At 72.5% G+C, this 24,696-nt stretch carries 26 protein-coding genes; 10 read left to right on the top strand and 16 right to left on the bottom strand.

Annotated elements, in window-relative coordinates:
- Positions 1-88: 88 nt before the first annotated feature.
- The 5 genes from hflX to EXE59_RS07720 all read right to left on the bottom strand — a co-directional run bounded on the left by hflX (position 89) and on the right by EXE59_RS07720 (position 5,304).
- Entirely contained in the window at positions 89-1,672 is a 1,584-nt protein-coding gene (gene hflX, locus EXE59_RS07740; RefSeq protein WP_246056597.1) for a GTPase HflX, read from the bottom strand.
- Between the two features lie 63 nt (positions 1,673-1,735).
- Positions 1,736-2,482 (bottom strand): thrombospondin type 3 repeat-containing protein, encoded by a 747-nt coding sequence (locus EXE59_RS25075; protein ID WP_135838389.1) that lies wholly within the window; start codon positions 2,480-2,482, stop codon positions 1,736-1,738.
- A 35-nt stretch (positions 2,483-2,517) separates the two neighbouring features.
- Entirely contained in the window at positions 2,518-3,510 is a 993-nt protein-coding gene (locus EXE59_RS24115; protein WP_135838388.1) for a thrombospondin type 3 repeat-containing protein, read from the bottom strand.
- A gap of 75 nt (positions 3,511-3,585) precedes the next feature.
- Positions 3,586-4,350 (bottom strand): NYN domain-containing protein, encoded by a 765-nt coding sequence (locus EXE59_RS07725; protein ID WP_135838387.1) that lies wholly within the window; start codon positions 4,348-4,350, stop codon positions 3,586-3,588.
- Positions 4,351-4,527: 177 nt separating this feature from the next.
- Complete coding sequence (locus EXE59_RS07720; RefSeq protein ID WP_135838386.1) at positions 4,528-5,304, bottom strand: SDR family NAD(P)-dependent oxidoreductase; 777 nt, start codon at positions 5,302-5,304, stop codon at positions 4,528-4,530.
- Between the two features lie 180 nt (positions 5,305-5,484).
- Here EXE59_RS07720 and EXE59_RS23695 point away from each other — a divergent pair, with 180 nt between their 5' ends.
- The gene (locus tag EXE59_RS23695; RefSeq protein WP_168218436.1) at positions 5,485-5,805 is read left to right on the top strand and encodes a hypothetical protein; all 321 of its coding nucleotides are present in this window, start codon (positions 5,485-5,487) and stop codon (positions 5,803-5,805) included.
- A gap of 15 nt (positions 5,806-5,820) precedes the next feature.
- On the opposite strand, the gene dapF is transcribed toward EXE59_RS23695, so the two are convergent.
- From dapF to miaA, 4 genes are all read right to left on the bottom strand, one after another.
- Positions 5,821-6,618 carry a diaminopimelate epimerase gene (gene dapF / locus EXE59_RS07710; protein ID WP_135838385.1) on the bottom strand — a complete coding sequence of 266 codons (798 nt, stop codon included), beginning with the start codon at positions 6,616-6,618 and terminating at the stop codon, positions 5,821-5,823.
- 28 nt (positions 6,619-6,646) lie between these two features.
- Positions 6,647-8,521 (bottom strand): gamma-glutamyltransferase, encoded by a 1,875-nt coding sequence (gene ggt, locus EXE59_RS07705; protein ID WP_135838384.1) that lies wholly within the window; start codon positions 8,519-8,521, stop codon positions 6,647-6,649.
- 72 nt (positions 8,522-8,593) lie between these two features.
- Positions 8,594-9,112 (bottom strand): dihydrofolate reductase family protein, encoded by a 519-nt coding sequence (locus EXE59_RS07700; RefSeq protein WP_135838383.1) that lies wholly within the window; start codon positions 9,110-9,112, stop codon positions 8,594-8,596.
- A 57-nt stretch (positions 9,113-9,169) separates the two neighbouring features.
- Positions 9,170-10,096 carry a tRNA (adenosine(37)-N6)-dimethylallyltransferase MiaA gene (gene miaA / locus EXE59_RS07695; protein WP_135838382.1) on the bottom strand — a complete coding sequence of 309 codons (927 nt, stop codon included), beginning with the start codon at positions 10,094-10,096 and terminating at the stop codon, positions 9,170-9,172.
- Between the two features lie 85 nt (positions 10,097-10,181).
- Between miaA and EXE59_RS07690 the strand changes: the two genes are divergently transcribed.
- From EXE59_RS07690 to EXE59_RS07680, 3 genes are read left to right on the top strand one after another with little or no spacing between them, the layout of a single operon-like run.
- Positions 10,182-10,400 carry an antitoxin gene (locus tag EXE59_RS07690; protein ID WP_135838381.1) on the top strand — a complete coding sequence of 73 codons (219 nt, stop codon included), beginning with the start codon at positions 10,182-10,184 and terminating at the stop codon, positions 10,398-10,400.
- Positions 10,401-10,431: 31 nt separating this feature from the next.
- Complete coding sequence (locus EXE59_RS07685) at positions 10,432-10,941, top strand: NUDIX domain-containing protein (RefSeq protein WP_135838380.1); 510 nt, start codon at positions 10,432-10,434, stop codon at positions 10,939-10,941.
- 16 nt (positions 10,942-10,957) lie between these two features.
- A complete protein-coding gene (locus tag EXE59_RS07680) occupies positions 10,958-11,251 on the top strand; it encodes a hypothetical protein (RefSeq protein WP_135838379.1) in 294 nt (97 codons plus the stop codon).
- A gap of 68 nt (positions 11,252-11,319) precedes the next feature.
- Here EXE59_RS07680 and EXE59_RS07675 read toward each other — a convergent pair whose 3' ends face one another.
- Both EXE59_RS07675 and miaB read right to left on the bottom strand, forming a co-directional pair.
- On the bottom strand, positions 11,320-12,315 hold the full coding sequence (locus EXE59_RS07675; protein WP_135838378.1) for a type IV toxin-antitoxin system AbiEi family antitoxin domain-containing protein: 996 nt from the start codon (positions 12,313-12,315) through the stop codon (positions 11,320-11,322).
- Positions 12,316-12,483: 168 nt separating this feature from the next.
- Positions 12,484-14,007, bottom strand: a complete 1,524-nt coding sequence (gene miaB, locus EXE59_RS07670; protein ID WP_135838377.1) for a tRNA (N6-isopentenyl adenosine(37)-C2)-methylthiotransferase MiaB — start codon at positions 14,005-14,007, stop codon at positions 12,484-12,486.
- A gap of 257 nt (positions 14,008-14,264) precedes the next feature.
- Between miaB and EXE59_RS07665 the strand changes: the two genes are divergently transcribed.
- The 6 genes from EXE59_RS07665 (at position 14,265) to EXE59_RS07640 (ending at position 19,385) form a co-directional block, all read left to right on the top strand.
- Positions 14,265-15,470, top strand: coding sequence for a glycoside hydrolase family 16 protein (locus tag EXE59_RS07665; protein ID WP_135838376.1), 1,206 nt, complete (start codon positions 14,265-14,267; stop codon positions 15,468-15,470).
- 36 nt (positions 15,471-15,506) lie between these two features.
- Positions 15,507-16,004 (top strand): 2'-5' RNA ligase family protein, encoded by a 498-nt coding sequence (locus tag EXE59_RS07660; protein WP_135838375.1) that lies wholly within the window; start codon positions 15,507-15,509, stop codon positions 16,002-16,004.
- A gap of 59 nt (positions 16,005-16,063) precedes the next feature.
- Complete coding sequence (locus EXE59_RS07655; RefSeq protein WP_135838374.1) at positions 16,064-16,840, top strand: amino acid ABC transporter ATP-binding protein; 777 nt, start codon at positions 16,064-16,066, stop codon at positions 16,838-16,840.
- Between the two features lie 71 nt (positions 16,841-16,911).
- Positions 16,912-17,793, top strand: coding sequence for a glutamate ABC transporter substrate-binding protein (locus tag EXE59_RS07650; RefSeq protein ID WP_135838373.1), 882 nt, complete (start codon positions 16,912-16,914; stop codon positions 17,791-17,793).
- A 66-nt stretch (positions 17,794-17,859) separates the two neighbouring features.
- Positions 17,860-18,510, top strand: a complete 651-nt coding sequence (locus tag EXE59_RS07645) for an amino acid ABC transporter permease (protein ID WP_210428925.1) — start codon at positions 17,860-17,862, stop codon at positions 18,508-18,510.
- On the top strand, positions 18,507-19,385 hold the full coding sequence (locus tag EXE59_RS07640; RefSeq protein WP_135838372.1) for an amino acid ABC transporter permease: 879 nt from the start codon (positions 18,507-18,509) through the stop codon (positions 19,383-19,385). The genes EXE59_RS07645 and EXE59_RS07640 overlap by 4 nt, the downstream gene beginning before the upstream one ends.
- On the opposite strand, the gene EXE59_RS07635 is transcribed toward EXE59_RS07640, so the two are convergent.
- The 5 genes from EXE59_RS07635 to EXE59_RS07615 form a co-directional block, all read right to left on the bottom strand.
- Positions 19,382-19,864, bottom strand: a complete 483-nt coding sequence (locus EXE59_RS07635) for a hotdog fold domain-containing protein (protein ID WP_135838371.1) — start codon at positions 19,862-19,864, stop codon at positions 19,382-19,384. The genes EXE59_RS07640 and EXE59_RS07635 overlap by 4 nt on opposite strands.
- 79 nt (positions 19,865-19,943) lie before the next feature.
- A complete protein-coding gene (locus tag EXE59_RS07630; RefSeq protein ID WP_135838370.1) occupies positions 19,944-21,338 on the bottom strand; it encodes an ABC transporter ATP-binding protein in 1,395 nt (464 codons plus the stop codon).
- The gene (locus EXE59_RS07625) at positions 21,335-22,162 is read right to left on the bottom strand and encodes an ABC transporter permease (protein ID WP_135838369.1); all 828 of its coding nucleotides are present in this window, start codon (positions 22,160-22,162) and stop codon (positions 21,335-21,337) included. The genes EXE59_RS07630 and EXE59_RS07625 overlap by 4 nt, the downstream gene beginning before the upstream one ends.
- Positions 22,159-23,121 (bottom strand): ABC transporter permease, encoded by a 963-nt coding sequence (locus EXE59_RS07620; protein WP_135838368.1) that lies wholly within the window; start codon positions 23,119-23,121, stop codon positions 22,159-22,161. The genes EXE59_RS07625 and EXE59_RS07620 overlap by 4 nt, the downstream gene beginning before the upstream one ends.
- Positions 23,118-24,674 carry an ABC transporter substrate-binding protein gene (locus EXE59_RS07615; RefSeq protein WP_135838367.1) on the bottom strand — a complete coding sequence of 519 codons (1,557 nt, stop codon included), beginning with the start codon at positions 24,672-24,674 and terminating at the stop codon, positions 23,118-23,120. The genes EXE59_RS07620 and EXE59_RS07615 overlap by 4 nt, the downstream gene beginning before the upstream one ends.
- Between the last annotated feature and the right edge of the window lie 22 nt (positions 24,675-24,696).

The following is a 24,696-nucleotide window of genomic DNA, read 5'->3' as shown; positions in this document are numbered from 1 at the left end:
TCCACCACGAGACTTGGAACGCCCCAATCAGGGCACGGAAGTGTCCAACGGGGCAGCACCGGTGAAGGTTCCGCCTGCCGGGAGCCGGTCAGCGCGCGTAGGCCGCCAGCTCGCCGGCGAGGTCGGCGTTGGCCCGGCCGACCACGAGCGTGCCGTCGCCGGTGTGCTCCATCGAGCCGATCTCGGCCTCCTGGTGGATCCGGTTGACGAGGTCGCCGCGCTCGTAGGGCAGCAGCACGTCGAACTCGACCTGCGGCCGCGGCAGCTCGGACTCGATGGTCGCGAGCGCCTCCACGATGCCCTCGCCGGTCTTCGCGCTGACGACCACGCTGTGCGGCTCGCGCGCCCTCAGCCGGCTGATCACCAGCGGGTCGGCGGCGTCGGCCTTGTTGATCACGATGATCTCGGGGACCTTGGTCGCGCCGATCTCGGCGAGCACCACGCGCACCGCGGCGATCTGGCCCTCGGGGTCGGGGTGCGAGCCGTCGACGACGTGGAGCAGCAGGTCGGAGTCGGCGACCTCCTCCAGCGTCGAGCGGAACGCCTCGACGAGGTCGTGCGGCAGGTGGCGGACGAAGCCGACGGTGTCGGACATCGTGTAGACCCGGCCGTCGGAGGTGGTCGTACGCCGGGTGGTGGGGTCGAGGGTCGCGAAGAGCGAGTCCTCCACCAGCACCCCTGCGTCGGTCAGCCGGTTGAGCAGCGAGGACTTGCCGGCGTTGGTGTAGCCGGCGATCGCGACGCTCGGGATGTGGTTGCGGCGACGCGACTGGCGCTTGACCTCGCGGGTCCCGCGCATCTCCTTGAGCTCGCGGCGCAGCTTGGCGATCTTGGTGTTGATGCGCCGGCGGTCGGTCTCGATCTTGGTCTCACCGGGGCCGCGGCCACCGATGCCCTCACCGCCGGCCGCCCGGCCACCGGCCTGGCGGGACAGGCTCCCGCCCCAGCCGCGCAGGCGCTGCTTCATGTACTGCAGCTGCGCCAGCTCGACCTGCGCCTGGCCCTCCTTGCTCTTGGCGTGCTGGGCGAAGATGTCGAGGATCAGGGCGGTGCGGTCGACGACCTTGACCTTGATCTTGTCCTCGAGGTTGCGCAGCTGGCTCGGGGCGAGCTCGCCGTCGCAGATCACGGTGTCGGCGCCGGTGGCCTGCACGATCTCGCGGATCGCCTCGACCTTGCCGCGCCCGATGTAGGTCGCCGGGTCGGGCTTCTGCCGGCGCTGGAAGACGGCCTCGAGCACCTCGGAGCCGGCGGTCTCGGCGAGCAGCGCGAGCTCGGCCATGGAGTTCTCGGCGTCGGTGACGGTCCCCTCGGTCCACACGCCGACGAGCACGACCTTCTCCAGGCGGAGCTGGCGGTACTCGACCTCGGTGATGTCCTCGAGCTCGGTGCGCAGGCTCGCGACGCGGCGCAGGGCGTGCCGCTCGGCGAGCTCCTGCGCGCCGACGGTGAGCTCCTCGGGGTCGGTCTCGTCCCACTCGTCGTAGGCCGCGTCGTCGGCATAGCCGGACTCGAAGTCGTCGTCGAGGTCGCTGTCGAGGTCGTCCTCGAGGAGCTCGTCGTCGAGCTGGATGGTGTCGTCGTCCCAGCCTCGGGTGGCATCGAGGGCGTCGCGGAGCGTGAACTCGGCGGCCGGGCCGTCAGCGGGTGGGTGGGCAGGTGCGTTCGTCATATACCGACAAGGGTAGGTCGGCGCGACCACCTGCGCGAACGAGTTCCGCTCGAGCCTGTCGGCTCAGCGCCGCTTCACGCGGATCGCGCGTGACCTCGCCGAGCCGCAGAGGGGCTGGTCGGGCGAGGCGACGGTGACGTAGTAGCGGCCGGGTCGGGCCGGACGCCTGGTCGAGAAGGCCCCCGAGGCGCGGCTGGTCAGCGTCACCAGGCGCCGGTCGGCGCGCTTCCTCTTCCGCCACAGCGTCACCTCCGCGGAGCGGCAGCCCGACGCGGGCGAGGACACGGTGCCGCGCAGTCGCGACCCCGCGGCCCGCAGGCCGACGGTCCGGGCGTACGCGCGGCCGGTCCGGCAGCCCGGGAGCGAGGTGGCCGGCGGTGACGTCGGCGAGGTGGTCGGGGCCGTGGTCGGAGCGGTGGTCGGGGCCGTCGGGCTCGGGGCGGTCGGCGACGGCGAGGTGGTGGGAGGGGTGGTCGTGGGCGGCGGGTCGTCCCAGTCGCAGGCGTCGCCGCGCCCGTCGCCGTCGCTGTCCTCCTGGCCGGGATTCCACTCGGCCGGGCAGTTGTCCCAGGCGTCCGGGTGGCCGTCGCCGTCCATGTCGCACTGGCTGTCGACGGGCACCGCGGCGCCGTCCCCGCCGGTGACCGGGATGACCGGGCACGGCTCGGTCGCGGACGCCGGCCCGACGGTCGTCCCGGGCTGTACGGTCGCGAGCGCGGCCACCACGGCCAGCGCCGTGCCGACCACGAACCTGCCGACGACCCTGCCCACGACCCTGCCGCCTGCCCTGCTCCCGGCGCCCTGTCCCATGGCGAGCCTCTTCCTCGCCACCGGGCGCCGAAACCTCACCGGCGGACGCGCACCGTCGTCGAGCGGCTCCAGACGCACTCGGCCACGCCCGGGACGTACCGCCCGCGCACGACCACGTAGAAGCGGCCCGCGGCGCGGGGCAGCCGGGTCGTGAAGCGACCCGAGGTGCGCGCGCGGAGGACGACCAGCCTGAGGTCGCGGCCGGGCTTGGCGCGCTTGAGGGTGACCTCGGCGCCGGAGCGGCAGGCGCGGGCGTCGGAGCGTACGCGTCCGACGAGGCGACCCTTCTCCTTGCGGAGGCGCACCTGGGTGGCGATCCTCGGGCACCCGGTGGCGGTGGCCGCCGCGACCAGGCGGCAGCCGTCGGCGGTGTCGGCGCGGCCGTCCCCGTCGGTGTCGCCGTCGCAGGCGTCCCCGACGCCGTCGGCGTCGCGGTCGGCCTGGTCGGGGTTCGCCACGCCGGTGCAGTTGTCCGAGTGGTCCTCGGCGCCGTCGTCGTCGGCGTCGCACGAGGCGTAGCTGATGCGCACCGACCACGACTCGAGCCGGCCGCGGAACCCGGCCCAGTTGTCGACGAGCAGGCGCCACTGGCCCTGGGCGGCGGTGCCGTCGTGCTCGGCGAGGGGCTCGTCGGGGCGGTACGCGCCGGCGAGGGACGTCGGCCCGTAGGCGGAGGCGGCCTCGTCGTCCCACGTCAGCGGACGCACCTGCGGGCCGCTGTCGACGAAGCGGCGCTGCAGGATGCTGGTCGTGGCGTGGGCGAGGCGCACGCGGACCTGGGAGGCGTTGTCGTGGACCAGCGACACCTCCACGTCGACGTCCTCGACGGCGGCCGCGGCCGGCGGCGCGACCAGCTCGAAGGACGTCGTGGTGAAGGTGTCACCCGCCGCCTGGACCACGCCACCCGTACCGGTCGTGGTGACCACGCACGGCACCGGGACGGCCACGGCCGTCGTCGCCGGGGTCACGACCGAGACGAAGCCGGTCACGAGGGCGGTCAGGGCGAGCCGAGCCATCACGAGACGCACCGCGTCAGGCTAGGCCTGACGTCGACCCGCGGCCAACACCGGCAGGGGCTCAGCCGTGGGACCGATGCCAGCGGGTCAGGCGCGGTGGCGGCCGGCCGGAGCCGCGGGCTCGCCCAGGAGGGAGTCCTCGTCGAGGAACTCGTCGCACGCCGCGCGTACGTCGTGGGGCGTGTGCCCGGGACCGACGACGACCACCCGTACGCCCGCGCCGTGCAACCGGTGCACGAGCGGCAGCATCGAGGTCATGTCGCCCGCGAGGACGACCTCGTCGACCGACGCCTCCCGAGCGATATCGACCGCGTCGATGGCCAGCGCCACCAGGGCCTGGTCGTCGCCGTCGGCGAACTGGTGGAAGGAGTGCAGCCCCTGGCGACGCAGGCGCTCGACCCACGTGCCGAGGTCGGCGCGACGCCAGTCGGCGTAGGCGCGGCAGACGTTGACCGAGCCGCGGTCGCCGAGCCGGGTGAGGAGTCCCGCCGCGACGTCCTCGGGGACGCGGCGGGCGTCGATGAGGACCGCCAGCCGGGTCGCGTGCTCGGGGTCCTCGGAGGACGGGCGGTGTGGAAGCGCGGGGATGCGGGGAGCGCGCGCCGGCGTCGCGGCAGCAGGCTCGGTGGTCGGCACGACGGCCGGTTCGGCGGTCGCCTCGGGCATCGGGGCGGGTGCCGGTGCAGGAACGGCGACGACCGGGTCGCGGTCGAGCGGGTCGTCCGGCGCGGGTGCGGGCACCTGGGCGACGCGTACGGCACCGGACCGGCGTGCACCCACCCAGCGGCGGACGAGCGAGGCGAGCTCGCCCTCGCCGGGGGCCGCGTCGTGCGGCTCCGCCAGATGTGCCATCGAGTGCCCCCCACAGGCCGGATGCAGATGAGACGTGCCCCAGCACCTTCCACCTTCACCCCGGTCGGCGGCAGCGAAACGCCCAGATGCTGGACGTCGGTCTGGACCAGCCGCGCCTCAGCGGCGCCACCCCGCGCGACCGGGTTCACCCCTCCGGGAGCCAACCCGTGCGCAGCGTCACTTGGGTGGCATCCGGATGCCGCCGTCGACGCGGATGGTCTCGCCGTTCATGTAGGAGTTGGTGAGGCACTCCACGACCATGCTGGCGAGCTCGTCGGCGCGGCCGAGGCGCTTGGGGAACAGCACGTTCTGGCCGAGGTTGGCCTTGAACTCCGCCGGGTCGGGGAAGGCGTCGTAGATCGGGGTGTCGATGAGGCCGGGCGCCACGGTGTTGAGCCGGATGCCGGCCGCGGACAGGTCGCGGGCGACCGGGAGGGTCATCCCGACGACGCCGCCCTTGGACGCGGAGTAGGACGCCTGGCCGATCTGGCCGTCGAACGCCGCCACGGAGGCGAGGTTGACGATCGCACCGCGCTGGCCGTCCTCGTCGGGCTCGTTGCGGCTCATCACCGTCGCGGCCTGGCGGGTCATGTCGAAGGTGCCGATCAGGTTGATCTCGACGACCCGGCGGAACGCGTCGAGGTCGTGGGCCTGCTCGAGCAGCCCGTCGCGGCCGATGGTGCGCTGGGCCCAGCCGATGCCGGCGGAGTTGACGCAGGCGCGCAGCGGCGCGATCTCGGCGGCGGCCTCGACGGCCGCGGCGACCTGCTCGGTCTTCGTGACGTCGACGGAGGCGAAGACGCCACCGATCTCCGCGGCGAGCGCCTCGCCCTTCCCCGCGTCGATGTCGGCGACGAGGACCGTCGCACCCTTCGCGGCGAGGGCTCGGGCGACGGCGGCACCGATGCCGCTCGCGCCGCCGGTGACGATGGCGGTGGATCCGGTGATGTCCATGGCCCGGATGCTATGAGACGGGCAGCGACGACCGACGCAGGAGGTCTGCGCGTGAGGTCGGCCAGGTCGAGTGGCCGAGCGGCTGAGGGACGAAGCCGCGCGCGGCTGTATCGAGACCCCGTCCACAGATCGCGACGCACCCCTGCCGCGTGGCACAGTGGACGCCTACAGTCGGTGGGCATGACGATGACGCCCCAGGAGCTCGAGCGGAAGGTGCGTCGCTTGGACAACGACGTGCAGTCGATCTACGAGCTGCTCTCCACCATCTCGTTCACGCAGACCCGACACGGCGGCCGGCTCGACGAGCTCGACCGGCGCTTCGACGCGATCGACGAGCGCCTCGCGCTCGTCGACGAGCGCCTCGCGGGCGTCGACGAGCGCCTCGCCGGCGTCGACGAGCGCCTCGCCGGCGTCGACGAGCGCCTCGCCGCGCACGACTCCCGCTTCGACACGGTGGACGCCAAGCTGGACGAGGTGCTCACGCTGCTGCGCGAGCGCTGACGCCACCAGCGACCGTCACAGGTCCGTGACGCCTTCGGCCACCAGCACGGCCGGGCCGGTCATCAGGATCCGGTCGTCCTCGGTCCACTCGACGTGGAGCGTGCCGCCCGGCACGTCCACGCGGTAGGTCGTCCCGCGCGGGGCGTCGTCGGCCAGCGCCGTCGCCACCGCGGCGGCGCATGCGCCCGTGCCGCACGACCGGGTCTCCCCCGACCCGCGCTCGTGCACCCGCATCGCGACATGGTGCGCGCCGCGGCGTACGACGAACTCGACGTTGACGCCGTCGGGGAACACGCCGTCGTCGTGCTCGGGGGCCTCGAGGAGCGGGCCGGCCTCGGCGAGGTCGTCCACGAACGCGACCGCGTGCGGGTTGCCCATCGAGACGTGCAGCGCGGGCCGGCTCCGTCCCATCACCGACACCTCGGTCTCGCCCAGCACCTCGGGCGAGCCCATGTCGGCGGTGAGCTCGTCGCCGGAGCGGTCGAGCACCTTGACGCCCGCGCGGGTCTGGATCCGCATCGGGAACGGCTCGCCCTCGCGCTCGTGGAGGTAGCGCGCGAACACCCGCACCCCGTTGCCGCACATCTCGCTGACCGAGCCGTCGGCGTTGCGGTAGTCCATGAACCAGCCGTCACCGCGGCGTACGGCGCGCAGCACCCCGTCGCCCCCGATGCCGGCGCGCCGGTCGCACAACGCCCGCACCCGGTCGGCGGACATCTCGCCGTCGGCGTCGCCGTGCAGCGCGCCGTCGGCGTCGGGCAGGACCACGAAGTCGTTCTCCGTGCCGTGGCCCTTGAGGAAGGGGTAGCTCACGCCTCGATTGTGGCAGGCGGTGCCACCGTCAGCGGGGGTCGACCACCTTGGCGGACCCCTTGCCGCGCCGGCTCGGCTCGGCCACCGCGGTGAGGCGCTTGCGCGGCCCGAACTCGATCGCCGTGGCCGCTCCGATCTCGGCGGCGCTGGTGAACGCGTCACCCGACGGCACCAGGGTGTGACCGAGGGCGGAGAGGGCCGGACCGTAGGCCGCGATGAACGCCGGCTCGGCCGTCACGTTGACCGTGTTGCGCTGGGTCGCGCGGGGCGCCGCGATGGCCTCCTCGATCGTCATGCCCAGGTCGATGCGGTTGACCAGCATCTGGATCACCGTCGTGATGATCGTGGAGCCACCGGGCGAGCCGAGCGCGAGGAACGGCTTGCCGTCCTTGAGCACGATCGTCGGGGACATCGAGCTGCGCGGGCGCTTGCCGGGCTGGATGCGGTTGGGGTCGGCCGGGTCGTAGACGGTCGAGAAGTCGGTGAGCTCGTTGTTGAGCAGGAAGCCGTGACCGGGCACGACCATGCCCGACCCGCCGGTCTGCTCGATGGTGAGCGTGTACTCGACGACGTTGCCCCACCGGTCGGCCACGGTGAGGTTGGTGGTGGAGATGTTCTCGGTGTCGGCGTCGGTGGCGCCGGTCGCCGACGTCGGCGAGCACACCCCGTCGTACGACGTCACGTCACCGGCCGCGACGGGCTTGGTCGCCGCCTTGGCCGGGTCGAGCGCGCAGGCGCGCTCGGCGGCGAACCGGTCGTCGAGCAGCCGCCTGGTCGGCACGTCGGTGTACGCCGGGTCGCCGACGTACTTGCCGCGGTCGGCGAACGCGAGGGCACTGGCCTCGAGGTAGTGGTGCAGCGCCTGCTCGGGCGTCATCGCCGACAGGTCGTAGCGCTCGAGGATGTTGAGGGCCTCCCCGACGGTGGTGCCGCCGGAGGACGAGGGCGCCATGCCGTAGACGTCGTGCCCGCGGTAGGTGCTCTTCGTCGCGCGCTGCGAGAGCACCTTGTAGTCGCGCAGGTCGCGAGGGGTGAGGTAGCCCGGGGGCACCGGGAGGTCGGTGTTCCTCGTGGTGCGCGGCTTGCGCACGACGTCGGACATCAGCCGCGCCAGCTTGCCGCGGTAGAACGCCTTCGTCCCACGCTGCGCGATCGCCTCGTAGGTCGCGGCGAGGTCGGGGTTGCGGAAGATCGACCCGACCTTCGGGGCGTCGCCCTTCGGCAGGAACAGCTTCTTGGTGTCCTTGAAGGCGGCGAAGCGCTCCTCGTTGTCGAGGGTCTGCTGCCGGAAGGTCTCGTCGACCTTGAAGCCGCGGCGCGCGACCTTCGTGGCCGGCGCGAGCGCCTCGGCGAGCGACCAGGTGCCCCAGTTGCCGAGCGCCTTGTCCCACGTCGCCAGGGTGCCGGGCGTGCCGACGCCCACCCCGCTGGTCACCAGGTCGGGGGTGAAGGGGTACGGCTTGCCGGTGGCCGGGTCGATGAACGCGTCCTGCGGCATCCTGCGCGGGGCGGTCTCGCGGCCGTCGATCGTGCGGACCTTGCCGGACTTGGCGTTGTAGAACACGAAGTAGCCGCCACCGCCGATGCCGGCGCTGTAGGGCTCGGTGACGCCGAGCGTCGCGGCGGCGGCGACGGCCGCGTCGACCGCGTTGCCGCCGGCCTTCAGCACCTTGAGACCGGCGGCGCTCGCCTCCGGGTCGACCGTGCTGATCGCCCCGCCCTTGCCGACCGCGGTCGGGTCCTTGACGGTGGGGCGCTCGGCCGCGGCCGCCGGCGCGGCCGCCGGCGGGGCCGATGGCCGGGTCGACGGCTCGGCGGGCGCGGGCGACCCGACGAGGACGGCGGCGACGGCCAGGCCGCCGGCGGAGAGAGTGGCGCTGACGCGGCGGGTGAGGTGCGGCATGGGGATCCTCCCGAGAGTCGTTCCGTCCACCCTGCCCGCCCCTGCGGGCGTTGTCCACGTCCTCCGGGAGGGTCAGCGCACGACCGTGTAGCGACCGCAGATGAAGTCGCGGTTGCGGGCGACCTCCTCGAGGCGCAGCTCGACGTGGCGCGGCAGGACGGGGGCGCCGCTGCCGAGGGCCACCGGGGCGTACTGCAGCCACACCTCGTCGAGGAGGCCCGCGTCGTGGAACTGCCCGGCCAGCTCGCCCCCGCCGACCACCCAGAGGTCCTTGCCACCGGCTGCCTCGGTCATCTCGGCGTGCACCCGGCGTACGTCGTCGCGGTCGAACCGCACGCTGGGCGGGGCCTCGGGGAAGGTGCGGTGCGTGAGCACCCAGGTCGGCAGCGGCCCCCACGGCTCCTCGTCGTGGTCGAGGATCCACTGCCAGGTCGTGGCCCCCATGACGCACGCCCCGAGCTGCTCGCGGAAGCGGGGATAGGCCATCGGTCCGTCCATGTCGATGTCGCGCGAGGTGAGCCAGTCGAGGGAGTGGTCGTCGGTCGCGATGAAGCCGTCGAGGGTGCAGCCGGTGTAGTAGATCGTCGCCATGGTGCCAGCGTGTCACCGCGGGACGCGGCGCGCTTGACCGGAATTGCCCTCGGGGCGTCAGCGGCCGAGCCGCTCGACGGCCCGGATCGCGCGCTCCACGCGGTCGGGGTCGTCGTGCGCGACCCACACGATGCGCGGGTCCTTGCGGAACCAGGCGTCCTGTCGCCGCGCGAACCGCCGGGTCGCGACGGTCGTCTGCTCGATCGCGTCGGCGAGGCTGCGGTCGCCGGCGAGGTAGCCCATCACCTCGCGGTAGCCGATCGCCCGCGACGCCGTCCGGCCCTCGGCCAGGCCGCGGGCCAGCAGGGCCTCGACCTCCTCGACGAACCCGCCGGCGAACATCTCCTCCACCCGGCGCGCGATCCGCTCGTCGAGCGTCGGGCGGTCGATGTCGACGCCGATCTGCACGGTCAGCGGGTCGGCGTACTCCAGTCTCGGGAGGCTCGCGCTGAACGGCCTGCCGGTGAGCGCGACGACCTCGAGGGCACGTACGACCCGGCGGCCGTTGTCGGGGAGGATCTGCGCCGCCGCCTCGGGGTCGACGCCGGCCAGCCGCTCGTGGAGGGCGTGGCTGCCGACGCGCTCGAGCTCCACCTCGAGCTCGCGGCGCAGCGAGTCGTCGGTGCCGGGGAACTCGAAGCGGTCGAGGATCGCGCGGGTGTAGAGCGCCGAGCCGCCCACCAGCACCGGGGTGGCGTCGCGGTCGCGGATGTCGGCGATCGCCTGGCGCGCCCAGCCCTGGAACAGCGCGACCGTGGCCGGCTCGGTCACCTCGAGCAGGTCGAGCAGGTGGTGCGGGACGCCACGCCGCTCGGCCTCCGCGAGCTTGGCGGTGCCGACGTCCATGCCGCGGTAGACCTGCATCGCGTCGGTGTTGACCACCTCTCCCCCGAGCCGCTCGGCGAGGTCGAGGCTGAGGCCGGACTTGCCCGACGCGGTGGCTCCGACGAGGGCGACGACAGGTCGGGGCCTGGGACGGGGCATGCCCCGATTGTCGCAGCGTGGCTAGTCTCGGCCGTGCCGGAGTCACCACCCGTCGGGGTGGGCGGCTGATCGCGAGGAGGACCCCATGAGTTTCCTGGACAAGGCGAAGGCCAAGCTCACCGACGCCGTCGACCAGCACGGCGACAAGATCGCCGAGGGCATCGACAAGGCCGGCGCGTTCGCCAACGAGAAGACCGCCGGCAAGCACGCCGACAAGATCGACAAGGCGACCGGCAAGGCCCGTGACGCGCTGGACTCCCTCGACGGCAAGGACGACGACATCCCGCCCGGGACCGCGCGCTGACCGGTCGAGGGTCGCGTCCTAGGTTGGGCGCGTGACCGACCGCTTCGCCCTCGTCCCGGCCTCGTACGTCTACCTGCTCCGCGAGGGCGACGACGGCACCGAGGTGCTCCTCCAGCAGCGCGGACCCGTGCCCTACATGCCGGGCCACTGGGCAGCAGCGGCCGCCGGTCACGTCGAACCGGGCGAGACGGCATACGACGCTGCGCGCCGTGAGGCGCTCGAGGAGCTCGGGATCACCGACCTCTCGCTGGACTTCGCCTTCACCATGCAGCGCAGCCGCTTCGGCCCGGCGGTCGAGGAACGGGCCGACTTCTTCTTCACCGCGCGGTCGTGGAGCGGCGAGCCGCGCATCGTCGAGACGGAGAAGGCGACCTCGCTGGGCTGGTTCGCCCTCGCCGCGCTGCCCGAGCCGATGGTGCCGCACGAGGCGTACGCCCTCGCGCACCTGACCTCCGGCGTCGGCTACCTCACCTTCGGGTGGGACGACCGCCCGAGCGGGGGTGGCCCGGGCCCGACGGCCGCGGCAGGATCACCCGCATGACCCAGGGAGGGGAACGATGACCGACCACGAGCTGAGCCCGATGCCCGAGCCCTACGCCGAGGAGCCCCAGCTGGTCCCCGGCGGGGTGGACGCGCTGCCCGACGACCCGGCCGACAACGGCCTTGCCCGCGACCTCGACCCCGACGACAACCCCGCGGTCGACGACGTCCTCCCCGGTGAGATCTCCGAGCCCGACGACAAGTCCCAGGCACCGGAGGGGGAGGCCGACGACCACGAGGCCGGCACCACCGACGAGGCCCCGGAGGCCGGCCAGGAGGCCGAGGACGGGTCGCCGGAGCCGCCGGCCTGACGGGTTGGGCCGATCGTGGAGGCCATGAGCCGTCTGTCGGCTCACGGACTCCACGTTGCCGGGCGAGCTCAGGCCGCCACGCTCGGCCATGCGCAACCGCTGCCGCACGGACGCCCCGGAGGCCACCCCTCGCGCTCGAGGACGAGCGACACCTTGGCTGCCGTGCTGCACGGCCGGCCGACGACCTGCCCCCACGTGAGGCGGAGCGTGGCGTCGCCGTCCGCCGCGGCGTCGAGGTCCCGTTCGAAGTCACGGTCGCGCTGCTCGGCCGTGTCGTGGAAGAGACGACCGTCGAGCTCGATCAGCCGCTCGCGGAGCGCGACGTCGCGGTAGACCACGCCACTGGTGGTGCCCGCGCGCACCTGACGCCGGCCCGCCGGGAGGCCGTGTGGACGCTCGACGCGCGTGAGGTAGGCGTGCTCGAGCACCGAGCAGGTCCCGCCTGCGACGTCGGCGAGGACTGCCTCGAGGAACTCCCGACGCGGAGCCCGTCGGCGTAGCGCCAGGGCTTCCTGCATCCGCTCGGCGGTGGTGTGCCGGCCCTGGACGGCACGCGCGATCGCCCCGATGGCGTCGAGCTCGCCGGAGGTCGCGAGGGCCACGTCGAGCGCGGCCTCGTCGTAGCGCATCCGCGGCGGGCCCACGTTCCACAGCACCCTGGTCTCGAGGCCGAAGGTCCGCACGATCGTGATGCCGGCGGGGGCGAGCACGCGGCGATCGCGCGCGACCGCGACCTGAATCGGCCCGGTGTCCTCCCTGCGGCCGGGCCCGTCCGCTGCTCGCATGGCCGAGGCGCCGTACAGGGCCGCTCCCGCCTGGTCGGCGCGCGGCCCCTCGAGCCGGCGGCGCGTGTCGTGCGACGCGCAGAACAGGACCGCGGCCCACGCCTGCTGGATCCAGCTCAGCGGGCCGGTGTGGTCGACGTACACGCCGGAGAACAGTGGCGTCAGGTCCCGGCGGCGCACGAGCCGGCGCAGGTCGTGCGGCGCCAGGCCGCGTCCCTCCACCTGGCGTCGCGAGATCACTCCCGCCTGCTGGGCGAGTACGGGTCGGAGCTCTTCCATGCCGTACGACGATCCCCGGCGCCGGACGGGCGCGCGACCCCGCTCGACCGATCTGTGGAGAACGTCGTCGTGGAGTCCGCGTTCCGACTCCCGGCACACCGATTCCACGGTCCCGTCGGAACCACCGGTGAACCGGTGGTTCCAACCGCCGGGTCGCGCCCCAGGTCCTCAGCCGCAGGCGGGCGCCGGGGGCAGCGGAGCCGGTATGCCGACCGTGGGCATGCCGAGCCCCACACCGGTGGGCGCGGACGGGGCGGACGTACGCCGCTCCCAGGCGTCGCCTGCGCGGGTACGGCGTACGGACCGGACCGCGCCGTCGGCGACGAGGTGGTGCGGGGCGGCGTAGGTGATCTCGACCGTCACCATGTCGCCGGGGCGCACCGAGTCGGCGTCGACCGCGGAGAAGTCGGCGGCGAAGTGCACGAGCCGGTTGTCGGGCGCGCGGCCGGACAGGCGGTGCGTCTCCTTGTCCTTGCGACCCTCGCCCTCGGCGACCATGAGCTCGACGGTGCGGCCCACCAGCGCCTTGTTCTCCGACCAGGAGATCTCCTCGACGACCTCGACGAGGCGCTGGTAGCGGTCCTTGACGACCTCCGGCGGGACCTGGTCCTCGAGCACCGCGGCCGGGGTGCCGGGGCGCTTGGAGTACTGGAAGGTGAAGGCGGCCGAGAAGCGCGCGGCGCGGACCACGTCCAGAGTGGCCTGGAAGTCCTCCTCGGTCTCGCCGGGGAAGCCGACGATGATGTCGGTGGTGATCGCGGCGTCGGGGATGGCGGCGCGCACGCGCTCGATGATCCCGAGGTACTTCGACTGGCGATAGGACCGCCGCATGTCGCGCAGCACCTTGTCGGAGCCGGACTGCAGCGGCATGTGCAGCGAGGGCATCACGTTGGGCGTCTCGGCCATCGCGTCGATGACGTCGTCGGTGAACTCCGCCGGGTGCGGCGAGGTGAACCGCACCCGCTCGAGGCCCTCGACCACCCCGCAGGCGCGCAGCAGCTTGGAAAAGGCCTGGCGGTCGCCGAACTCGACGCCGTAGGCGTTGACGTTCTGGCCCAGCAGGGTGATCTCGGTGACGCCCTCGGCGACCAGCGCCTCGACCTCGGCGAGGATCTCGCCGGGACGGCGGTCCTTCTCCTTGCCGCGCAGCGCCGGGACGATGCAGAACGTGCACGTGTTGTTGCAGCCGACCGAGATGGAGACCCAGGCGGCGTACGCGGACTCGCGCTTGGTCGGCAGCGTCGAGGGGAAGACCGAGAGGGACTCCAGGATCTCGACCTGCGCCTCCTCCTGCACGCGCGCCCGCTCGAGCAGCACCGGCAGCGAGCCGATGTTGTGGGTGCCGAAGACGACGTCGACCCAGGGTGCCCGCTTGGTGATGGTGTCGCGGTCCTTCTGCGCCAGGCAGCCGCCGACGGCGATCTGCATCCCCGGCTTCTGTGCCTTGACCGGCGCGAGGTGGCCGAGGTTGCCGTAGAGCTTGTTGTCGGCGTTCTCCCGCACCGCGCAGGTGTTGAAGACGACGACATCAGGATGGCCGGCCTGCTCGTCGGCACCGTCCTTGTCGAAGCGGACGTAGCCCGCGTCCTCCAGCAGGCCGCTGAGCCGCTCGGAGTCGTGGACGTTCATCTGGCACCCGTGGGTCTTGACCTCGTAGGTGCGCGCGGGGGTGTTCGGGACGGCAGTGCTCATGGCAGCACAAGCGTACGGCGGCGCGAGGCGCTCGACCGCATCGCGCCATGACCACACGTCCAGACCATCCCGGATGGCCCAGATGGGCCATTTCTTCACAATTGCCACATTCTTTGCCGAGCCTTGCTCAAGATCCTCACATCGGATACACAGAGTGGTAACACTGGGCGCCCCTCACCCACAGGGGCGCCGGTGTCACCCACCGGCCCCGGGGAGCCCCAGTGCAGTGCGAGCAGCAGGTTGATCGATCCAAGACGGTGCGTACGGCACTGGCGATCGGCCTGTTCGTTACCGTCCTGTTGCTCTCGCTGCTCCCCTCCGAGGTCCACGCCGCAGGCAAGAAGGGCGGCAAGCAGTCGACCCGCAGCGGCGCGGTCCGCGCCACGCTGGCCTCGCTCCCCCCGATCGTGCAGCCCGGCACGTCCCCCGCCAGCCCGCACGACACCGGCAGCCTGGTGGCCACGTTCAGCCCGGCCTCGCCCGGCCAGGTCGTGCTCCTCGAGCGCCGCACGCCCAAGGGCTGGAAGGTGGTCGACCGCGCCCGCGAGGACGCCTGGGGCTCCGCCGCGTTCGACCCGCGCGCCGGCACCTACCGCGCCAGCACCACCTCCCGCGGCCGCACCTGGGCCACCGGCACGGTGACCACGAAGCGCTGGGCGCCCGCCTTCGAGGACACCTTCTCCGGCACGGACCTCGACCTCGCCGTGTGGAACGACCAGAAGCGCGAGCACGAGAGCGTGTACGCCCCCCGCACCTGCGCCCGCGTCGACCCCGCGGCCCGCCGCGTCGACGGTGGCGTGCTGCACCTCGGCGTCGCCCTCGACCCCGCCCGCGCCGGCCTGCCGTGCTCGTACACCCACCCCCGCAGCTCGGGGACCAGCCCGTACCTCCTCAACAGCCAGGTCGCGACCGAGCACACCCGTTCGTTCCGCCACGGCATCGTCGCCGCGCGCATCAAGCCCCAGCAGGCCAAGGGAATGCACTCCGGCTTCTGGCTGCTGCCGCAGGGCACCAAGTACGTCGACGGCGTCCCCGCCGGCGGCACCGAGATCGACGTGATGGAGTTCTTCGGCGACAACGGCCGCGGCACCGAGACGGTCGGGGCGCACATCCACTACTACGAGGCCGGCTGGAACAAGGTCAGCCTCGGCAACATGTTCCCCACCCTGCGCCGCTCGCTGGGCGCGAAGCGGTCGTGGTGGGAGGAGTTCCACGTCTTCTCGGTCGAGTGGACCCCGAGCGAGTACGTCTTCCGCATCGACGGCCGCGAGTACTACCGCGAGGCCAAGGCCGTCTCGCAGGCCCCGCAGTACCTCGTGCTGTCCAACCTCACCTCCGACTACGAGCTCGGGGAGCTGACCGCGGACGAGCTCGGCGACACCGCGCAGGTCGACTGGGTGCGGGTCTTCGACGCCACGTCCCGCCAGACCTCGCGCGTCACCAGCGGTCGCAAGGCGTCCTGACGTTGGCCCGTTGGTCACCGACCTAGGCTCGCCGGCATGCCCCGCATGCACGCCCTCGAGCTGCTCCCCGACGAGGCCGCGGGCGAGGTCGTACGCCGGCAGTGGCAGGCGCTGCGCGACGCCGGACTGCCGTCCCAGCTCGACCACCGCGGCGCCACCAACAGTCCCCACGTGACGGTCCTCGCCGCCGCGGAGATCGGCCCGGACGACGAGCAGCACGCTCGTGACCTGGTCGCGCCCCTGCTCCCGGTGGAGGTCCGGCCGGCAGGGATCGCCCTGCTCGGCGGCAACCGCGTCTCGCTCGTACGTCTCGTCGACGTGCCCGACGAGCTCGTACGCGCGGTGCTCGAGCTGCGCTCCCACGTGGACGGGGTGCAGCACGCCGGATGGCTCCCCCACGTCACCCTCGCCCGGCGCCTGCCGCGCGCCGACGTGGCCGCCGCACTGGACGTCGTCGGGCACGAGGACGCGGTGCTGACCCTCACCGAGCTGCGCCGCTGGGACCCCGAGAACGGAATCGTCACCACTTTGTGATGGCCCGACCGGGCCGGGGACGATGGCCCGAGAGGGCCACCTGCCGATAGGTTGCGCCTATGACCGCGCAGGAAACGGCCCCCGTCAGCGCCGGCCGGGGCGAGCCCCTCGTCGTGCTGAGCGGTGTGCAGAAGCACTTCGGACAGCTCCACGCCCTCAAGGACATCGAGCTCACCGTCACCCGCGGCGAGGTCGTCGTGGTGATCGGCCCGTCCGGGTCCGGCAAGTCCACGCTCTGCCGCACGATCAACCGCCTGGAGACGATCGACGAGGGCACGATCACGCTCGACGGCCAGCCGCTGCCCGCCGAGGGCAAGGATCTCGCCGCGCTGCGCGCCGAGGTCGGCATGGTCTTCCAGAGCTTCAACCTCTTCGCCCACAAGACGATCCTCGAGAACGTCACGCTCGGCCCGATCAAGGTCCGCGGGATGAAGAAGGAGGCGGCGGACAAGAAGGCGCGCGAGCTGCTCGACCGCGTCGGCGTCGGCCACCAGGCCGAGAAGTACCCCGCGCAGCTCTCCGGCGGCCAGCAGCAGCGCGTGGCCATCGCCCGCGCCCTGGCCATGGAGCCCAAGGTGATGCTCTTCGACGAGCCGACCTCCGCGCTCGACCCGGAGATGATCAAGGAGGTCCTCGACGTCATGGTCGACCTCGCCGAGCAGGGCATGACGATGATCGTCGTCACCCACGAGATGGGATTCGCCCGCACCGCCGCCGACCGCGTGGTCTTCATGGCCGACGGCGCCATCGTCGAGGAGAACACCCCCGAGGAGTTCTTCACCAACCCGCGCTCGGACCGCGCGAAGGACTTCCTCAGCAAGATCCTCAAGCACTGATCCGCTCCGCAGGGTCACCCACGTTTCCCCATCAACCACGAGGCCATCGGCCGGGAGAGAAGGAGCACCACATGAAGTTCACCAGGACCAAGGCGGTCGTTGCCGCCACGGGTTTGGCCCTGTCGCTGGCCGCGTGCGGCGGCGGCGACGACGAGCCTGAGGTCGAGGTGGCGAGCGACACCGACTTCGAGGCCGGCACGACCATGGCCGAGATCGCGGAGGCCGGCACCGTCACCGTCGGCACCAAGTTCGACCAGCCGGGCTTCGGCCTCCAGAACCTCGAGGGCGAGCCCGAGGGCTTCGACGTGGAGGTCGCGAAGATCATCGCCGGTGCCATGGGTATCGCTCCTGAGGACATCGAGTGGAAGGAGAGCACCTCCGACATCCGCGAGCAGGTGATCGAGGACGGTGAGGTCGACTTCGTCGTCGCGACCTACACGATCAACGACGAGCGCAAGGAGCGCATCACCTTCGCCGGGCCCTACTACGAGGCCGGCCAGATGCTGATGGTCGCCGAGGACAACGACACCATCGAGAGCCCCGAGGACCTGGCTGACAACCCGGACGCCAAGGTCTGCTCGGTGACCGGGTCCACGCCGTCCGAGAACATCAAGGAGTACCTCGCGAGCGAGGACCAGCTCGTGCTGTTCGACGTCTACGACAAGTGCGCCGACGCCCTCGACAACGGCCAGGTCGACGTCGTCACCACCGACAACGTCATCCTCCTCGGTTTCGTCGACGAGTCCGAGGGTGCCTTCAAGCTGGTGGGTGAGCAGTTCACCGAGGAGCCGTACGGCATCGGCATCGAGAAGGGTGACGTGGAGTTCTGCGAGTTCATCAACGAGACCCTCGCGGACAACGAGGACGCCTACCTCGAGGCCTGGGAGGCCACGGCCGGCCAGGTCGAGGGCACCGAGACCCCCGAGCTGCCCGAGCCGGACGCCTGCGCCTGACCCACCTGCGGTGTGCCGGGGCGGCGTTGTCCGCCCCGGCACCCGTTCGACGTAGAAGGACCTGACGTGGACGCCGTCTTCGACAACATGGACCTGTTCTGGTCCGGATTCCTGAGGTCGCTCGGGATCTGCCTGTGGGGCATGGTGGGATCGCTCGTGCTCGGGACGTTCATCGCGGCGTGCCGGGTCTCCCCCATCCCCTCGCTGCGCTGGTTCGGCACGTCGTGGGTCACCTTGATCCGCAACTGCCCCCTCACCGTGGTGCTCTTCTTCATGGCCTTCGGCCTGCCGGAGATCGGCATCAACCAGTCCTACTACGTCTTCGGCGTCGCGGCGCTGGTGATCTACACGAGCGCGTTCGTGTGCGAGGCGATCCGCTCGGGCATCAACTCCGTCTCGGCCGGTCAGGCCGAGGCGGCCCGCTCGATCGGCCTGACCTTCGGCCAGTCGCTCAGCCAGGTCGTCATGCCCCAAGCCTTCCGCAGCATCGTCCCGCCCCTGGGCAGCGTCATCATCGCGATGTTCAAGAACTCGGCCGTCGTGGGTGCGTTCGGGGTCGGCCGCGACCTCTGGTCGGTCTACAAGAACCTGACGAGCGCGCAAGGCTACGACGGCCTGCCGGTCATCACTGGGGTGGCCGTCGGATACCTGTGCATCACCCTCCCGGCCGCGGCCATCCTTGCCTACACCGAGCGAAAGGTGGCGATCGCGCGATGAGCAACGTCCTGTACGACGAGCCCGGCCCGAAGGCTCGCCGCCGCGCCGCCATCGGCACGGTGGTCGCTGCCGCCATCCTCCTTGGGTTCACCGGCGTCGCCGTGTGGCGACTGGCCGACCGCGGTCAGTTCGACGCCGAGCTGTGGTCGCCGCTGATCAACCCCAGCGACGAGAACTTCGTGCTCGTGTGGCGTCTCCTGGCGCAGGGTCTCCAAGCCACCCTCACCGCAGCCGTGCTGGCGATCTCCCTCTCCCTCGTCATCGGGACCCTCCTCGGGGTTTCCCGGCTCATGCTGGGCAAGGTCGGCCGCATCCCTGTCGTCGCGGTGATCGAGCTCTTCCGCGGGCTGCCGGTGATCATCTCGATCTTCTACGTCTACATCCTGGTTCGGTCCACGGGCATCGACATCTCGTTCCTGCCCGGCAGTGACGGCCTGTGGTTCCTCGTGATCGGCCTGACGTTCTACAACTCGGTGATCATCGCCGAGATCGTGCGCGCCGGGGTCAACTCGCTCCCCCGCGGCCAGAGCGAGGCCGCGCTGGCCATCGGCATGACCCGCTGGAAGTCGATGAAGAACGTCGAGCTGCCGCAGGCCTTCCGGACCATGCTGCCGGCCTTGATCAGCCAGCTCGTCGTGGTCCTCAAGGACACCTCGTTGGTGGCCGTGCTGGGTCTCTACACCGAGCTGCTGCGTCGCGGCAACCTGATCTCGCTCAACCTCGACAACCCGATCCAGGTGCTCTTCGTGGTCGGCTTGATCTTCATCCTGATCAACTACGGCCTCTCCAAGCTCGCAGAGTTCGTCGAGCGTCGCCTGTCGACCCGTGGCCAGTCCTCGACCGTGCTCGTGAAGACCGGCGACGCCGTCGCCTAGCCTCGCGGCGCCGCACTGGCGGTGATCCACAGCCGGATCTCGCCCTCGACCACGACCGTGCCGTCGGCGCGTACGCCTCGCACCCGCACCGGCAGGTCGTAGCCGTCACCAACCTCGGCGGTCCACTGCTCCGGATCGGTCTCGGCGATGCAGGTGATGTCGGAGCTGGCCTTGGCGGTGTAGGCGACCTCCATCCCCTTGGGGATCCAGCGGCGGTCGCGCGGGATCGTCGACTCCGCCAGCGCACCCATCGCAGCCTCGAGACCGTTGCAGAGCGCGATGGCGTGCACGGTGCCGATGTGGTTGTGCACGCCGCGCCGCTTCGGGATCACCAGCTCGGCGTGGTCGGGCTCGATCACGGTGAAGCGCGGGCGGATGGTGGCGAAGTAGGGCGCCTTCTGGCTGAAGGCGAGCGAGAAGAACCGGTTGCCCAGGGGCAGTGCGGAGGTCTTCTTCCAGAGGTCGAGGACGGCAGGCATGCCACGCATGTTACCAGCCAGTAGGCACGCCACGGGTCCGTCGAGGACCGCGCCGCCCGTCCGCGGTCGCGCTGCCCGGCTACACCTCGTCACCGGCGAGGTGCAGGTGCGTGTCGGCCACCGCGTCCGCAAGGGCACTGTCATGGGTGACCACCAGCAGCGCGGCGTCGTCGAGGCCGCGCACGAGCGCATCGACGGTCACCTCCTGGGTGAGCAGGTCGAGCCGCGACGTCGCCTCGTCGGCAAGCACCAGCCGGGGCCGCGCCAGCAGCATCCGGGCGATCGCCACGCGCTGCAGCTCGCCGCCGGAGACCTCCGCCGGCCGCCGGGCGAGCAGCTCGGGCGCCAGCCGCAGGTCCTCCACCAGCTGCCCGAGCAGCGCCGGGTCCGCACCGTGCCGCTTGACCACGTCGCGCAGGCCCACCTCGATGGGCACCATCGCCGGGAAGGAGAGGGCCGGGTCCTGGTAGAGCTTCTGCACCCGCCCGCGCAGCGAGCGATGGTGCACGACCCGGCCGGCGTCCGCGGCGACCATCCGCAGCAGGATCCCGCCCAGGGTGGTCTTGCCGACCCCGCTCGGACCGCTCAGCGCGACCCGCTCACCCGGGCGTACGCGCACGTCGAGGTCGGCGAAGAGCCGCTGCGAGCCGTACGCCTTGGCGACGCCGGTCGCCTCGACGAGCGACTCAGAGGCGGATGTCCACCCCGTCCGCTGCCACGGGTGCCGCCACCGTTCGGGGGCGGCCGTGACCAGGCGGCGGGTGTAGTCGTGCCGCGGCTCGTCGAGGACCTGCGCGGCGTCGCCGGACTCGAGCACCTCGGCGTCGCGCATGACCGCGACCTCCCCGCCGAGCGCTGCCGCGAGCCGCAGGTCGTGGGTGATGGTGAGGAGCAGGCCACCGTCGGCGACGTGGCGCAGCAGCAGGTCGGCGAGCCGGTCGACGGCCGCCGGGTCCAGCCCCTTCGAGGGCTCGTCGACGACCAGCACGCGGGCGCCGCCGACCGTCGCCGCGGCGTACGCCACCCGTTGGGCCATGCCGCCGGACAGCGTGTGCGGGAAGGACTCCTCGGCCCCCATGAGCCCGACACCGGCCAGCGCCGAGGCCGCTCGTGCCCGGGCGGTCGCCCGCGTGGCACCGAGCACCCCCTCGGCGACCTGCCGGCCGACCCGCATCGTCGGGTCGAGCGCCAGCGCGGGCTCCTGGGGAAGCATCGCGACCTCACTGCCCCACAGCGACCGGCGGTTGCCGCGCTCGGCGAGCGGCAGCAGCCGTCCGCCGAGGTCGACCTTGCCGTCGACCTCGAGGCTGGCCGCGAGGGTGCCCATCAGGGCGTGCGCGAGCAGCGACTTGCCCGACCCGCTCTCGCCCACGATCGTGACCGGCCGCCCGGGGTCGATCCGCAGGTGGGGGACGTCGACGAGCCGGCGTCCGGCGTGCGTGACGACGACGTCGTGCAGCTCGAGCGCGGTCATGGTGTGACCTCCTTGTGGCGCAGGCCGAGGAAGCCGGCGGTGAGCAGGAACAGCACGGCGACCGGGGCGATGGAGAGCCACGGCGCCACGTCGTGGAACGGGAACGCCTCGGTGACCATCAGGCCGAGCTCGGCGCGCGGCGGCTGGAGGCCGACCTTGACGAAGCCGAGCGTCGACATGGCCAGGATCGAGGTCACCATGCCGAGGGAGGCGAGGGTCAGCAGGAGCGGGCGTACGGCCGGCCACAGGTGGCGTGCGACGAGGTGCGCCCAGCCGAGACCGAGCAGGCGGGCGGCCTCGACCGCGGGCCCGCCCAGCACCAGCGCGGCGCGGGCCCGGACGACCCGGAAGTACTCCACCCACTGCACGAGCGCGAGCCCCACGTACAACGTGAGCAGCGACCCGCTCTCCGACAGCGCGGAGAACAGCAGCACGACCAGCAGCGCCGGGATGGCGACGAACGCCTCGGAGACCGCGCGGAGCACCGCGTCGACCCAGCCGCCGCGCCACGCGGCGAGGACGCCGGTCGCGGTGCCGAGGACCAGGGCCGTCACGACGCAGACCACGCCGAGCAGCAGGGAGAGGCGGGTGGCGTGGGCCAGCCGCGCCAGCACGCTGCGGCCGTACTCGTCGCGGCCCAGCGGCTCGGCGAGCGACGGGGCCTCGAGGTAGCGGCCGAGGTCCTGCGCGCCGGGGTCGGCCAGCACCAGCGGGCCGACCAGCGCGAAGGCCGCGAGCGCGCCGAGGACGACCATCGCGAGGATCCGTCGGCTGTCGGCAGGTGCGGAGTCGGGGAGGACCGTGGGGGTCAGCGTCGTGCTCATGCGCCCACCGCCACACCGCGCGGGCGCGGGTCGAGCCCCACCACCACCAGGTCGACGAGCGTGTTGATCGCGACGACGAGGAGCGCCAGCACGAGCGCCGCGGCCTGGAGCACCGGGACGTCGCGCCAGAACACGGCGTGCACCAGCGCGTGCCCGAGGCCCTGCCAGCCGAAGAGGCTCTCCACCACCACGACCCCCTCGATGAGCACGACCGCCTGCACCCCGACGTACGGCACCAGCACGACGCCGGCGTTGCGCAGCACGTGGCGGACCAGGACCACGCGATCCGAGAGGCCCTTCGTGCGGGCGAAGCGCACGTGCTCGGAGCGCTGCACCTCCACGACGGCGTCGCGGGTGACGCGGGCGAAGAGGCCGGACAGGCCGATGGCGAGGGTCGCGGCCGGCAGCACGATCGTGGTGCCGGAGCCGTGGCCGACCGCGGGCAACCACCCCAGGTGGACGGAGAAGAGCAGCACCAGCGCGAGGCCGAGCAGGAAGGGCGGCAGGGCGCGTACGCAGGCCACCCAGGCGTCGACGCCGCGGTCGAGCAGCCCGCCGGGGCGGCGCGCCGCGACCGTGCCGAGGGCACCGCCGAGGGCGACGGCGAGCAGCAGCGCGAGGCCGGCGAGCTGGAGCGTCCCGAGGAGGTAGTAGCCGACCTCCTCGCGCACGGGGGCGGACGTCACGAGGGACGTGCCGAGGTCGCCGCGGACGAGCGCGGCCAGCCAGTCGGCCAGCTGCTGCCAGGCCGGGCGGTCGAGACCGAGCTCGCTGCGCACGGCGGCCGCCGCCTCCGCGTCGACGAGGTCGTATCCGTAGCGACCCGCGGCGATGCGCAGCGCCGCGTCGCCGGGCAGCTGCCGCACGACGAGGAAGCACAGGGTCGCCACGAGCACCGCGACGCCGATTCCCTGGGCACCCCGCCTCAGCAGCACGCCGCCCACCTGGGAGCCGCTCACGAGGCCCACGTCGCCTGCGAGAGGTGCCACGTGCGCTCGAGCGGGTCCATGACGAACCCGTCGAGGTGGCCGGAGACGGCGGCGTTCATCCGGTACCAGGCGACCGGGATGAGCGGGAGCTCCTCCTGCGCGGCGGTGGCGATCGTCGTGCGGTCCTGCTCGGCCGCGGCCTCGTCCGCCCCGGCCTCGAGGTCCGCGATCGCCCGGGCGACGTCGTCGTTGCGCCACTCCATGACGCCCCACTCGGAACCCTCCTCCGCGAAGGTCTCGGCGACGGTCGGCAGCGGGTCGGTCACCAGGGCGAGGTGCTTGGCCAGCAGCCCGAGCTGGAGGGTGCCGTCGGCGTGGCGCGCGGGGATCTCGCTGGAGTTGGTCACGTCGACCTTGACCTGCACGCCCACCTCTTCCAGCGACGCCTGGATCGCGGTGGCCAGCGCCGGGAGCTCCGGGCGGTCGGGGTAGGTGGTCAGCGTGAGGCGCAGCGGCTGCCCGTCCCGGGTGCGTACGCCGTCCGGGCCGGCGGTCCAGCCCGCCTCGTCCAGCAGCGCCGCCGCCGCTGCGGTGTCGTGCGCGAGCGGCTCGAGGTCGGGCTGGTTCCACGCGGTGAGCGACGGCGGGAAGAGCTGCGTGGCGGCGAGCTCGGGCTCGCGGAGCACGGCGTCGGCCATCGACTCGCGGTCGAGGGCGAGGCTGAGGGCCTGCCGCACGCGTACGTCGTCGAGGAGCGGGTCGTCGACGTTGACCTTCATCATCAGGCTGCGCGGCTGGAGGCTCGAGACCATCTCCGCCGTGTCGCTGCCGTCGACCCGCTCGCGCCCCGCCGGCTCGAGGCCGAAGACCACGTCGGCCTGGTCGCTGACGGCCATCAACGCACGCGACTCCGCGCGTGCGACGGTCTGGAAGCTGACCTGCTCGATGGCGGGGGCCTCGCCGCGGAAGTCGTCGAAGCGCGTCACCTCGACGCGCGCCGGGAGCTCGATGTCCTCGATCTCGTAGGGACCCGTGCCGATCACCTCGGTCACCCGGTCGCCGTCCCACGACGCCGGCGCGAGGACCGCGGTGCTGTAGTGCGTCAGCGTCGCGGGCAGGGACGGGTACGGCTGCTCGAGCTCGATGCGGACGGCATCGCCGTCGGCGCCGATGCTCTCGACGGGCGCCGCCGCGAGCGGGCTGGCCGGCTCCTCGTACGCCTCCTGCAGCGACGCGGCGACAGCGTCGGGGGTGACGGGGGTGCCGTCGTGGAAGGTCGCGCCGGCGGGCAGGTCGAAGGTCCACTCGCGGCCGTCGGAGGAGACGGTCCAGGACGGCGACAGGCCGGGCTGCAGCTCGCCCTCGAGGTCGCTGCTCACCAGCGTCTCGGCGACCTCGAGGCGGGTGAACAGCCCGCTGCTCTCGACCGGCGCGACGCTGTGCACCTCGAACGGACCGACGACCCGGAGCGCGTCGCCGTCGTGCGGGTGGCCCGCACTCCCCCGCTCGGCGGCCGGCGCGGTGCACCCCGATCCGGCGATCACGGTGGCGATCGCCACCGCCAGCATCCTCAACGACCTCATGCCCCGTGCCTCTCTCTCGTGG

This window comes from Nocardioides eburneiflavus (genome assembly GCF_004785795.1).
GTDB lineage: Bacteria > Actinomycetota > Actinomycetes > Propionibacteriales > Nocardioidaceae > Nocardioides > Nocardioides eburneiflavus.
This window is presented reverse-complemented; position numbering and strand designations above follow the sequence as displayed.